Raw genomic sequence first — 12,514 nt, 5'->3', positions numbered from 1 at the left:
CAGGTCCTCCACCGACAGCGCCCGGTCGGCCTTGGCCTCCTGGAGGTAGAGGGCGGCGGCACCGCCGTCGGACGCGGCGCCACCGCCAGATGCGGCGCCACCGCCGGACGTGCGACCGCCGCCGAACACGCGACCGCCGCCGGACGCGCCATTGCCCTGGGACGCGCCGCGGGCCGGCCAGCCCGACACCGTCACCGGCACGAGCCCGGCCGCGCCGCTGAGCAGGCACTCGTCCAGCATCGCGGCGTGCTTGCCCTTGAGCCGCAGGAAGTCGATCAGATCGCCCCGGGTCGCGACGCCCAGCGCCCGGCCCGCGACACGCGCGAGCCGTACGATGCACTCCTCGTCGGTCAGGTCCTCGGCCAGGAGCTCGGCGGGGACGACGCGCTCGGCGAGGTCGTAGACCCGCCGCCAGCCGACGCGCCGGGTGCAGACCAGCTCGCCGATGTCGAGCAGCCACTCCAGCGCGATCTTGGACTCGGACCAGTCCCACCACTCGCCGGCCTGCCCGTCGCCGCCGGAACGCCTGGCCGCCCGCGCCCCGCCCACCGCGGCGGTGGTGACGGGCCCGGACTCGCGCACCTGCCGCAGCAGCCTCTCGACCTGGTCGTTGGGCACCTCGTGCCACCGGAAGCCCCGCTCCCGGTAGGCGCGGCGGCGGAACGCGTAGAGCGGCCAGTGCTCGATCGGCAGGATGCAGGCGGCGTGACACCAGTATTCGAAGCTCTGGGCCGGGTCGTGCCAGTAGGCGCGCTCGACCTCCGCCCTGCCGACGGCTCCCAGGCGCGCGTAGGCGACCAGCTCGTGGGAGCGGGCGAGGACCGAGATCGTGTCGAGCTGCACCGCGCCGAGCCTGCGGAGCATGCCACGCGGGCCGCCCCTGCGCCCCTCGGCGCCGAGCAGGCCCTGCGCGCGCAGGATGATCCGGCGCGCCTCGTCGGCGGTCAGGTCGGTCATGTCAGAGGATCCGTACAGCCAAGCATGCCGCGCATGCTAGCGCCGCCCACCGACAGAAACGTGAGCGTGGGGCGGTGGGCAGGAACCAGGATGAACGCCTCAGGCCATGACCATGTGGGAGCGTCCCCCACAAACCTGGCCGTTCACCGCGTTCATGGCCCGCATCCTCGTGGGTGTCCAAGCTGAGGGGCTGCGAAACGCCCGGCGCTTACGGGCCGTGAAACGCCCGGCGCTCAGACGCTCGGGAAACGCCCGGCGCTCAGGGCTCGCGAAACGTCGCGCATGGGCCGTGGAAACGCCCGGCCGCGACCCGCTTGCCGCGCCCGGGTCACGCGCCGCACGCCATGCCCGGTGCGAACCCCTCGTCACGCCTGGCGGAGCGTCCCACGCCGCGTGGGTGCCAACCCTCGCCACGCCGGGGCCGAGCCCGAGCGGACCGGCATGTGGCGCGTCCGGGGGTCATGGGGCGCGTCCGGGAGAAGCGTGCCCGCGGCGCGCCCGAGAGGAGAACATCGGGCGCGCGGCGCGTCAGGGCGGGAGGGAGCGGCATCGCGTGGCGTGACGCCGCTCCGGCGCCCGGAGAACCCTCGCGTCAGCGGTGGTCTTCGACGGACATGCCGACGCGGGGAGCGTCGATCACGACGTCGGAGAAGATGTCGAAGACGAGCGCCAGGATGCCGCCCACGACGAGCACCCCGACGCCGACCCAGACGAGCGTCCAGCTCGCCATGGTCATTCCGACCCCGCCGACGATGAACCCGAGCAGCATGACGGTGACCGCGAGCCACGAAGACGCGCGCCCGCCGTGACTGCCGAGGTGCTCAGTCTGCTCCGTCTTCTGGCCCTCAACCATGACAAAATCCTTCCCTTTGCCGGATATCCCGCTATTGGTGCGAGCCGGCTGTCAACCGGCATACCCTCTGCCTCGGCCCATTCTCCCAGACATCACCTGCGCCCTCGCTGTCGCGGTGGCTGTGTCCGCTAGCAGAACCGCCTACCATGGCAACGGGGAAGTATGTCTCGGCCTCTCCTCCTGGCGGCGCCGCCGGGGTAGACCTGCGAGGAGCTTTACATAAAGTGGCAGCCATTCTCGACAAGATCCTGCGTGCCGGCGAGGGCAAGATCCTCCGCAAGCTCAAGCGGATCGCAGACCAGGTCAACTCCATCGAGGACGACTTCACGAGCCTGTCCGACGCGGAGTTGCGCGCGCTGACGGACGAGTTCAAGCAGCGTCACAAGGACGGGGAGTCGCTCGACGACCTGCTTCCCGAGGCGTTCGCCACGGTACGCGAGGCGGCCCGCCGCGTGCTCGGCCAGCGCCCCTACGACGTCCAGATCATGGGCGGCGCCAACCTCCACATGGGCAACATCTCCGAGATGAAGACCGGTGAGGGCAAGACCCTCACCTGCACCCTGCCCGCGTACCTCAACGCGCTGACCGGCAAGGGCGTCCATGTGATCACGGTCAACGACTACCTCGCCAAGCGCGACGCCGAGAAGATGGGCCGCATCCACCGCTTCCTCGGGCTCGACGTCGGCGTCATCCTGTCCGGCCAGCAGCCCGACGAGCGCCGCAAGCAGTACGAGGCCGACATCACGTACGGCACCAACAACGAGTTCGGCTTCGACTACCTGCGCGACAACATGGCCTGGTCGCTCGACGAGTGCGTCCAGCGCGGCCACTACTTCGCGATCGTCGACGAGGTCGACTCCATCCTCATCGACGAGGCTCGCACGCCGCTGATCATCTCCGGTCCCGGCGAGCAGTCCGGCAAGTGGTACGCCGAGTTCGCCAAGATCGTGCCCAGGCTGCGCCGGGGCGTCGAGGCGAAGAACCCCGGCGAGGAGAGCACCGGCGACTACGTCGTCGACGAGAAGAAGCGCACGGTCGGCGTGCTGGAGGCGGGCGTCGCCAAGGTCGAGGACTGGCTCGGCATCGACAACCTCTACAAGCCCGAGCACACCCACCTGGTCGGCTTCCTGAACAACGCGCTCAAGGCCAAGGAGCTGTTCAAGAAGGACAAGGACTACATCGTCGCCGACGGCGAGGTCCTGATCGTCGACGAGTTCACCGGGCGCATCCTGCACGGCCGTCGCTACAACGAGGGCATGCACCAGGCCATCGAGGCCAAGGAAGGCGTGAAGATCAAGGACGAGAACCAGACTCTCGCCACCGTCACGCTGCAGAACTACTTCCGCCTCTACGACAAGCTGTCCGGCATGACCGGCACCGCCGTCACCGAGGCCAACGAGTTCCACAAGACCTACAAGCTCGGCGTGGTGCCCATCCCCACCAACCGGCCGATGGTCCGCAAGGACCAGCCGGACGTGGTCTACAAGACCGAGGACGCCAAGTTCGACGCCGTGGTCCTGGACATCAAGGACCGCTACGAGCAGGGCCAGCCGGTGCTCGTCGGCACCACCTCGGTCGAGAAGTCCGAGCGGCTGTCTCGGGCGCTCAAGCGCCAGGGCGTGCCGCACGAGGTGCTCAACGCGAAGAACCACGCGCGTGAGGCCGCGATCATCGCCGAGGCGGGCCGCAAGGGCGCCGTCACCGTCGCCACCAACATGGCCGGCCGTGGCACCGACATCATGCTCGGCGGCAACCCCGAGTTCCGCGCCGACCTGGAGCTGCGCCAGCGCGGCCTCGACCCGGTCGACACGCCGGAGGAGTACGAGAAGGCCTGGCCCGAGGCGCTGGAGAAGGCCAACGCCGCGGTCAAGGCCGAGCACGACGAGGTCACCAGGATCGGCGGCCTCTACGTCCTCGGCACCGAGCGCCACGAGTCGCGCCGCATCGACAACCAGCTCCGCGGCCGTTCCGGCCGTCAGGGCGACCCCGGCGAGTCGCGCTTCTACCTCTCGCTCGGCGACGACCTGATGCGCCTGTTCAACTCGGCCCGCGTCGAGATGATCATGACGCGGCTCAACATCCCCGACGACCAGCCGATCGAGTCGGGCATCGTCTCCAAGGCCATCGCCTCCGCCCAGCACCAGGTCGAGCAGCAGAACTTCGAGATCCGCAAGGAAGTTCTCAAGTACGACGAGGTGATGAACCGCCAGCGCAAGGTCATCTACGCCGAGCGCCACCGGGTGCTGGAGGGCGCCGACCTGCACGAGCAGGTGCGCGGCTTCGTCGGCGACGTGATCGACGGCTACGTCGCGGGCGCCACCTCCGAGGGCTTCGCCGAGGAGTGGGACCTCGACAAGCTGTGGAAGGCGTTCAGCGAGCTCTACCCGATCCAGGTCACCATCGACAACCTGGTCGAGGAGGCCGGCTCGCGCGAGGAGCTCTCCGCCGAGTTCATCAGCGAGAAGGTCAAGCAGGACGCCCTGGCGGCCTACGACCGGCGCGAGGAGGAGCTCGGCTCCGAGGCGATGCGCGAGTTCGAGCGCCGGGTCATCCTGTCCGTCCTCGACCGCAAGTGGCGCGAGCACCTGTACGAGATGGACTACCTGCGCGAGGGCATCGGCATGCGGGCCTACGCGCAGAAGGACCCGCAGATCGAGTACCAGCGTGAGGGCTTCGAGATGTTCGCCGCGATGCTGGAGGGCATCAAGGAGGACTCGGTCGGGTTCCTGTTCAACATCGAGGTCGAGGTTCAGCAGAACCCGATCGTCGAGGAGGCCGAGGAGGACGCGGTGATGGCGGAGACCCGCTCCATCATCGCGCGCGGCCTGCGCGGTCCCGAGCGGCCCGCCGAGCTCGAGTACTCCGCGCCGGGCGAGCAGGGCGACGTCGAGCACACCCGGGTCCGCACCACCGCGGCGGAGCGGGCGGCCTACGGCAACGTCGAGCGCAACGCGCCGTGCCCGTGCGGGTCCGGCAAGAAGTACAAGCGCTGCCACGGCGACCCGCGCAACGCGGCCTGACCCGGTCCGATCCGACAGGGCCTGACCAGGCCCGGCCCGACGCGGCCTGATCCGGACGGCGGCAACGGCCGGGCCGGGGCAGGCCGAGGATTCGCGGCCCCGCTCCTCTCGCCCAGGCGAGGGGAGCGGGGCCGTTTCTCGTCCCAGGGCCGTCAGGCGGCCCTTCCCCTCGAGGGATGTCAGGCCACTCTCCCGTCAAGGGATGTCAGGCCGCTTGCCCGCCAGGGGGACGTCAGGTGGCCTTTCCCGCCGCCAGGGGGACGTCAGGTCGCCTTACCTGCCGCCAGGGGGTGTCAGACGGCCTCCCACCAGGGGTCGTCAGGCGGTCTCGAAGTCGGTGACGAGCCACTGGACGCCGCGTCGTTCCAGGCGTACGGCCAGGACGTGGCTGCGTTCGCCGCAGTGCAGCAGCACGCACATCTCCACCACCCCGTCCGTGGGCTCCGTCACGCGGGGGACGGCCGCGAACGGCGGGCGGCGCGTGTCCAGCATGCGGCCCGCCCGCAGCAGTTCCCGGTACGCCTGGTCAGTGAGCCGGTCGGCCACCGTCTCGGGCGGCCGGCGGCCGGTGAGCACCTCGGCCAGGGCCTGGCCGAGCAGGCGCAGGCCGCGCTCGTCCGGCGCCGCGCCCGGCGGGCCCCACACCAGGTGCCGTGTGTCGAGGGCGAGCGAGCCCACCACTCGGGGCGGGCCCGCGTCGCGACGGGCGGTGCCGTGGGGCGAGGCGGCGGTGACGGCGGCACCCGTGACGGCGGTGCCTTGGGTGGGTGGCGCGGTGACGGTGGCGTCACGGGTGGGGGCGGCGTCACGGGTGGTGGTACGGGCGGGGGCGGCCGCAGCGCGTGCGGAACGGGCGGCGGCACGCGCGGCGCGTGCCGCACGCGTACGGGGAAGGGATGGCATGGGGCCCTCCAGAATCGCGGGGGAGACGATCACTACAAGGAGTTTTCGGCCCCGCCCCGGAATACGTCGGCCGCCAACTTCTCGGCTCGGAGTGGTGGTTCGGGGGAGTTGGCGGAGAAGATCACCGGGAGCTGGAGTGGTGCCGGGCCGTCGCCTGCGGCCTTCCGGTCGTGCGCGCCGCGGAACCGGACGGTCCGTAAGGCTTCCGGCCCGGCGCGCATCGCCGAAACGGCCGACGTGAAACCCCCTGCGAGGCACCTGCCGAGACGTTCCTGGGGGAGCGTCATCAGCGAAGCATCCGGTGGAGCGTTCGCGGGAAAGGGCTCCAGCACGGCGGCGGCCGGCCTGATGTGGACCGACGCGAGAACTCCCACCGGCCGCCACGTGCGAGCCGCAGCGCTGGAGACCGGGTGCTCAGCCGGTGCCCTGCTCGTCCGCCGAACCCGTCCCCGACCGTCCCCGCCCGGACGCGTCCGGGTCGGAGGGTACTGGGGAGGATGGTCCCGGGTCGGACGGGCCCGAGGCGGACGAACCCCCGTCGGATGGTTCCGGGTCGGACGGGGCCGGGGTGGGCGGGGTCGGGTGGGTGGGCTGGGCGCGGGGGGTGCGGGGTTCGCCGGAGTCCACGTCCGGCTCTGGCTCGCGCCCCGGCGTCAGGATGTTCAGCCGCCGGATCAGAAAGCTGAACACCACGTAGTACACGATCCCGTACACGACCCCGATCGCGAGGATGCCCGGCAGGTTGCGGGTGTTGGACTTGCTCGCGTTCAGCAGCATGTCGAGCAGCCCCGCGGAGAAGCCGAACCCGAGCTGGCCCCCGACCAGCGTCGTCACCGCCACCGCGATCCCGGTCAGCACGGCGTGGACGACGAACAGCAGCGGCGCCACGAAGATGAACGCGAACTCGATCGGCTCGGTGATGCCCGTGACCAGGGAGGCGAGCGCGGCCGAGAGCATGATGCCGCCCACGGCCCGGCGCCGGTGCGGCGGCGCGGCCCGCCACATGGCCAGCGCGGCGGCCGGCAGCGCGAACATCATGACCGGGAAGAACCCGGCCATGAACTGCCCGGAGTGCTCGGCCCCGCCGAAGTAGCAGTTCCAGTCACCGCCGAGGACCCGCCCGCCCACCTCGCACTGCGGCACCACGTGCCACACGATCGAGTTGACGAAGTGGTGCAGCCCCAGCGGGACGAGCAGCCGGTTGATCACTCCGTAGATGCCGGTCCCGAGCGGCCCGAGCGTGGTGAGGGCCTGGCCGGCGTCGCTGATCCACCCCCCGAGGATGGGCCAGATCCACCCGATGACGACGCCGAGCAGCAGCGCCACGATGGCGGTGACGATGGGCACGAAGCGCCGCCCGCCGAAGAACGCGAGCCACGACGGCAGCTTGATCCGGTGGAAGCGCTGCCACAGCAGGGCGGCGACGAGCCCCATCATGATGCCGCCGAGCACCTTGGTCGGGTTCTGCAGCCCGTAGTCGACGACCTCGTTGATCCGTCCGTCCTCGACCTCGCGCAGCAGCACGGTGTCGCGGATGGACGAGCCGAAGAACATCACCTTGGACACCCGGTCGAACACGAGGTAGCCGACCACGGCGGCCAGCGCGGTCGTCCCGTCGGCCTTGCGCGCGTACCCGATGGCCACGCCCACGGCGAACAGCAGCGGCAGGTTGTCGAACAGGGCGGCGCCGGCGGCGGCCAGCACCGGCGCGACCCGCGCCATCCAGGCGAACCCGGCCACGTCCGCCAGGCCGCCGGGGGCCGGGCCGTTGGAGCCGAGCATGTCGGGCTGCCCGAAGCGGACGAGCAGCGCGGCGGCCGGCAGGGCGGCGATGGGCAGCATCAGGGAGCGCCCCAGCCGCTGGAGTACGCTCATGACCCGCGCGAGCCGGGGCCGGAGGGCGCTCAGGGCGCGGGCGAACGGCGAAGGCCGGGCGGTGGTCTCGTTCACCGGACGTTCCTCCTGAGGGTGGGAGCCGGGCCCTCAGCCCCGTCTGGCGGGCATTTCCAGGATGGTGCGCAGCTGGTAGCGGTCGGCGCGGTAGGTCGAGACGCCCAGCTCGGCGCAGACGCCGCCGGAGAAGGACCTGCGCTGGAGGAGCAGCACGGCGCCGCCGCGCGGCAGTTTGAGCAGGTCGGCGTCGCTCGGGTCGGCGATGCCCCCGTCGATGGTCAGCTCCCCCGCGTCCATGACGAGGCCGTAGCGGGTCTCCAGCAGCTCGTACAGGGACTTGTCGGCCAGGTCGAGGTCGCCGAGGCCGGGGGCGAGGCGCACGGGGATGTGCGCGCGCTCGATCGACAGCGGCTCGCCGTCGGCGGTGCGCAGCCGCTCGATGAAGTGGACCTCCTCGCCCGGCTGGATGCCCAGCTCCTTGGCAAGGTGAGCGCTGGCGCGCACGATGCGCCGGTCGAGGTCGCGCGAGCCGGGCTCCATGCCGCGGGCGCGCATGTCGTCGGTGAACGAGGTGAGCTGGAGGGCCAGCTCGATCTTGGGCCGGGCGACGAAGGTGCCCTTGCCGGGCACCCGGTGCAGCCGTCCCTCGGAGACGAGGTGGTCGACCGCCTGTCGCACGGTCATCCGGGACAGGCCGAAGCGCTGGCACAGCTCCCGCTCGGAGGGGATGGCCGCGCCGATGCTCAACTCGTCGCTGTCGATGAGGTCCAGGAGGATCTCTCGGAGCTGGAAGTACTTGGGCACCGGGCTGTCCGGATCGATGCGGGCCACGGATTCTCCCCTCGATCTGACCTGGGCAATGGGCTATGGTTCGTACTGGTCTAGTCCGGACTAGACCACATGTCGCAAAACAGGGTCAAGTCCGAACGGTAACGATTGCGAGCGTGAGATGACCAGCAAGATGCGCAGCGAGATCGCCGAGCAACCCGCGGCGCTGAGGGCCACACTCGACGCGTTGCTGCCCCGGGTCGACGAGGTGCGGGCGCTGGGCGAGCGGACCCGTCAGCTGCTGTTCATCGCCCGCGGCACGTCGGACAACGCCGCAGTCTACGGCCGCTACCTCATCGAGTCGCGCGCGGGGCGGCTGGCCGCGCTCGCCGCGCCGTCCGTCGCGACGACGTACCGGCGCAAACTCGACCTTGACGGCGTCCTGGCCGTGGCGATCTCCCAGTCCGGCCGTACGGAGGAGATCGTCGAGACGCTGGCCTGGGCGCGCGACTGCGGGGCGAAGACCGTCGGCATCACCAACGGCGGCCCGGACAGCCCCCTCGCGCAGGCCGCCGACCTGGCGCTGTGCACGCTGGCCGGCGAGGAGAAGGCCGTGCCGGCCACCAAGACCTACACCACCCAGCTCGCCGCGCTGGCGGTGCTCGCGCTCGGCCTCGGCGCCGAGGTGGACGAGAAGGACCTCCAGCGGGTGCCGGACGCCGTCGAGCGGCTCATCGACGCGCCGGGCGACCTGGACGCCGTGGTCGAGGGCCTGGCCGACAAGCACGGCGCGGTCGTCTCGGCCCGCGGCCTGGCCTTCTCCACCGCCCTGGAGACCGCGCTGAAGCTCAAGGAGGCGTGCTACCTGCACGCCATGGGGCTCTCGTACGCCGACCTGCTGCACGGCCCGATCGCGGTCGTGGACGCCGAGACCCCGGCGCTGCTCCTCGCCGCCGAGAACAGCCCCACGCTGCCCGGCACGGTCGCGCTGGCCGAGCGGGTCGTCGCGGCGGGCGCGCCCGCGTTCACGATCGGCGGCGGCGCGGCCCTCGCCGCGGCCGGCACGGCCGCGCTCAACGGTCCCGACCTGCCCGAATGGGTGGCGCCGATGGGTTTGATCGTCCCCGGCCAGCTCCTGACGGAGGCACTGGCTCGGCGGCTCGGCGTGGACCCCGACGCCCCGCGCGGCCTGAACAAGGTGACGCAGACCGACTGATCGCGCACGGTCGTCCAGCCTGGTCGGACGGCCGTCTAACCTGGTCGGACAGTAAGGAGGAGGACGGATGGCGGCGGATGCGAGCGCTATCATCGCCGGTCTCGGCGGTGCCGGGAACATCATCGACATCGAGCCCTGCATCACCCGGCTGCGGACCGAGGTGCGTGACGCGTCCAAGGTGGACCGCGACGCCCTGCGGGCGGCCGGCGTCCACGGCGTGATGGCCGCGGGCAATGTCGTCCAGGTCGTCGTGGGTCCGGAGGCCGACACGATCGCCAGCGACATCGAGGACCTCATCGGCTAGAGGGCGAGACCATGACGACTGTTCTCGCCCCCGTCGAGGGGGCGGCAGTGGAGCTGGCGGCCGTGCCCGATCCGGTGTTCTCCGCGGGGATGGTGGGTCCCGGAGCGGCGATCGACCCGCTGCGGGAGCCCGGCAAGGCCGTGGCCCCCATAGCGGGAAAAATCATGAAACTGCATCCGCATGCCTACGTGATCGTCGGGGACGACGGCAGGGGTGTGCTGGTACACCTCGGCATCGACACGGTGCAGCTCAAGGGCGAGGGCTTCGAGTTGCTCGCGGCGGAGGGCGACCGGGTCAGCGCCGGACAGCCCGTCGTGGCCTGGGACCCGGCCGCGATCGAGGCGGGCGGGCGGTCGCCGGTCTGCCCGGTGGTCGCGCTCGACGCGGAGGCGGCAGCGGTCAGCGGTGTGGCACCGGGAAGCGTCAGGGCAGGGGAGGAGTTGTTCCGTTGGCTCTGACCCCTGTGGCTCCGGTGCTCCGCCGGCGCCGATGATGGTACGAAGCCCCGGCACCCGCTGGAGCGTCAGATGAGTCCAGCGTGGTCTGGACCGGTGAAGGAGGAAGAAGATTCATGGCTGAACGCAAGGTCACCGTGGTGGCGGACGTCGGGCTGCACGCCCGGCCGGCGGCCACGTTCGTGCGGGCGGCGGCCAAGGCGCCGATGGACGTCTGGATCGCCAAACCGGGCCGCGACCCGGTCAACGCCAAGAGCATCCTGCAGATCCTCGCGCTCGACGTGCAGCAGGACGAGACGGTCGTGATCAAGGCTGAGGGCGACGGCGCCGACGCGGTCCTCGACGAGCTCGCGAAGATCGCCGGATCGCCGTGAGGCTGACGGGGGCGGGGGTGAGCCCGGGCGCCGGACACGGCCCCGCGTACATCCTGACGGCATCCGTTCCCGAACCCCCCGAGGACTCCGCCCACACGGGCGACGCGGACGCCGAGAAAGAACGCGCCCTGGCGGCCCTGCGCCAGGTGGCGGACGAGCTGGAGTCGCGCGCGGCGCGGCTCGACCGGCCGGACGACCCCGCCTCCGGCGCCACGGGGCGCGAGGGGGCCGACATCCTGCGGGCGCAGGCGCTCATGGCCACCGACCCCGGGCTGGCCGTCGGGGTGGAGGCGCTCGTCGACGAAGGGGTCGCCGCGCCGCGGGCCGTCTTCTCCGCCTTCGCGAAGTACCGGGACGTGCTCGCGGGCGCGGGCGGCTATCTGGGTGAGCGGGTCGCCGACCTCGACGACGTCCGCGACCGGGCGATCGCCGTGCTCACCGGCCACCCCCTGCCGGGCGTTCCGGCCGAGCCCGCACCGCCCGCCGTGCCCGGCGGCGCGCCCCGGCCGTACGTGCTGGTCGCGCGCGACCTCGCACCCGCCGACACCGCGCTGCTGTCGCGCGACGTGGTCGCCGCGTTCGTCACGGAGCGGGGCGGGCCGACCAGCCACACCGCGATCCTCGCCCGCGCGATGGGCGTGCCCGCCGTCGTGGGCTGCGACGGCGCGACCGCCATCCCACCCGGTGCCACCGTGCTGGTCGACGGCTCCTCGGGAGAGGTGCGGACCGACGCGTCAGCCGAGGACCTGGCCCGGGCGGAAAGCCTCGACCGGGCCCGGCGGGCGGCGCGCGCCCGGGCGGCCGGGACCCGTGGGACCCGCGACGGCCACCCCGTGCCGCTGCTGGCCAACATCGGCGGCCCCCAGGACCTCGACGCCGCGCTGCGCCACGGCGCGGAGGGCGTCGGCCTCTACCGGACCGAGTTCCTCTTCCTCGGCAGGAGGCAGGCGCCGCCGGCCGAGGAGCAGGAGCGGGCCTACCGGGCGGCGCTGGCCGCCTTCCCCGGCCGCTCGGTCGTGGTCCGCGCGCTCGACGCCGGAGCCGACAAACCGCTGGCCTTCCTGCCGCCACCCGGCGAGGAGCCGAACCCGGCGCTGGGGGAGCGCGGCCTGAGGCTGCTGCGGCGGTTCAGAGACGTCCTGGACGCCCAGCTCGGCGCCCTGGCGCGGGCCGCCGCGTCGGAGACGGCCGAGCTCCAGGTCATGGCGCCCATGGTGGCGACGGCCGAGGAGGCCGCGTGGTTCGCCGGCGCGTGCCGGGCCAGGGGGTTGCGCCGGGCGGGGGTCATGGTCGAGGTGCCGGCGGCGGCGCTGCGGGCCGCGAGCCTGGCCGCCGAGGTGGACTTCCTGTCGATCGGCACCAACGACCTGGCGCAGTACGCGTTCGCCGCCGACCGGGAGCTCGGCACGCTCGGCGACCTCCAGGACCCGTGGCAACCCGCCCTGCTCGACCTCGTCCGCCTGGCCGCCGCCGGGGCGGCCGAGGCGGCGCGGCCGTGCGGGGTCTGCGGCGAGGCGGCGGCCGATCCGGCGCTGGCCTGCGTGCTCGTGGGGCTCGGGGTCACGTCGCTGTCGATGGCGGCCGCGGCGCTGCCGGCCGTACGGGCCGGGCTGGGGGAGCACACGCTGGAGCAGTGCCGTGAGGCGGCCGAGGCGGCCCGCGCGGCCACCGGCCCGGAACAGGCCCGCGCCGCCGCCCGCGCCTGCCTCCCCGCCCTCGGCCGCCTGGGCCTCTGACCTCCCCGCCCTCGGCCGCCCGGGCCTCCGGGTGC

General features: G+C 72.4%; 11 protein-coding genes. 6 read left to right on the top strand and 5 right to left on the bottom strand.

Annotated features, from left to right (window positions below):
* Positions 1-957 (bottom strand): crosslink repair DNA glycosylase YcaQ family protein (locus tag AB0H81_RS28095; RefSeq protein WP_358380559.1); only part of this gene is annotated, 957 nt, incomplete at its 3' end.
* Between the two features lie 592 nt (positions 958-1,549).
* Complete coding sequence (locus AB0H81_RS28090; protein ID WP_358380557.1) at positions 1,550-1,810, bottom strand: HGxxPAAW family protein; 261 nt, start codon at positions 1,808-1,810, stop codon at positions 1,550-1,552.
* Between the two features lie 224 nt (positions 1,811-2,034).
* On the opposite strand from AB0H81_RS28090, the gene secA reads away from it, so the two are divergent.
* Complete coding sequence (gene secA / locus AB0H81_RS28085) at positions 2,035-4,830, top strand: preprotein translocase subunit SecA (protein ID WP_358380555.1); 2,796 nt, start codon at positions 2,035-2,037, stop codon at positions 4,828-4,830.
* Positions 4,831-5,148: 318 nt separating this feature from the next.
* Here secA and AB0H81_RS28080 read toward each other — a convergent pair whose 3' ends face one another.
* From AB0H81_RS28080 to AB0H81_RS28070, 3 genes are all read right to left on the bottom strand, one after another.
* Complete coding sequence (locus AB0H81_RS28080; protein WP_358380553.1) at positions 5,149-5,733, bottom strand: Rv3235 family protein; 585 nt, start codon at positions 5,731-5,733, stop codon at positions 5,149-5,151.
* Positions 5,734-6,147: 414 nt separating this feature from the next.
* Positions 6,148-7,608: a PTS transporter subunit EIIC gene (locus AB0H81_RS28075; protein ID WP_358380561.1), complete on the bottom strand. Its 1,461-nt coding sequence runs from the start codon at positions 7,606-7,608 to the stop codon at positions 6,148-6,150.
* A gap of 108 nt (positions 7,609-7,716) precedes the next feature.
* A complete protein-coding gene (locus tag AB0H81_RS28070; protein WP_358380551.1) occupies positions 7,717-8,457 on the bottom strand; it encodes a GntR family transcriptional regulator in 741 nt (246 codons plus the stop codon).
* Positions 8,458-8,575: 118 nt separating this feature from the next.
* Here AB0H81_RS28070 and AB0H81_RS28065 point away from each other — a divergent pair, with 118 nt between their 5' ends.
* The 5 genes from AB0H81_RS28065 (at position 8,576) to ptsP (ending at position 12,479) form a co-directional block, all read left to right on the top strand.
* Complete coding sequence (locus AB0H81_RS28065; protein WP_358380549.1) at positions 8,576-9,610, top strand: SIS domain-containing protein; 1,035 nt, start codon at positions 8,576-8,578, stop codon at positions 9,608-9,610.
* 67 nt (positions 9,611-9,677) lie between these two features.
* Positions 9,678-9,914: a PTS glucose/sucrose transporter subunit IIB gene (locus AB0H81_RS28060; RefSeq protein ID WP_358380547.1), complete on the top strand. Its 237-nt coding sequence runs from the start codon at positions 9,678-9,680 to the stop codon at positions 9,912-9,914.
* Between the two features lie 11 nt (positions 9,915-9,925).
* Complete coding sequence (locus AB0H81_RS28055; RefSeq protein ID WP_358380545.1) at positions 9,926-10,372, top strand: PTS glucose transporter subunit IIA; 447 nt, start codon at positions 9,926-9,928, stop codon at positions 10,370-10,372.
* A gap of 113 nt (positions 10,373-10,485) precedes the next feature.
* Positions 10,486-10,743, top strand: a complete 258-nt coding sequence (locus AB0H81_RS28050; RefSeq protein ID WP_358380543.1) for an HPr family phosphocarrier protein — start codon at positions 10,486-10,488, stop codon at positions 10,741-10,743.
* Complete coding sequence (ptsP, locus tag AB0H81_RS28045) at positions 10,740-12,479, top strand: phosphoenolpyruvate--protein phosphotransferase (protein WP_358380541.1); 1,740 nt, start codon at positions 10,740-10,742, stop codon at positions 12,477-12,479. Before AB0H81_RS28050 ends, ptsP begins: the two co-directional genes overlap by 4 nt.
* Positions 12,480-12,514: the final 35 nt, after the last annotated feature.

The organism is Nonomuraea sp. NPDC050691, from assembly GCF_040654455.1.
GTDB lineage: Bacteria > Actinomycetota > Actinomycetes > Streptosporangiales > Streptosporangiaceae > Nonomuraea.
This window is presented reverse-complemented; position numbering and strand designations above follow the sequence as displayed.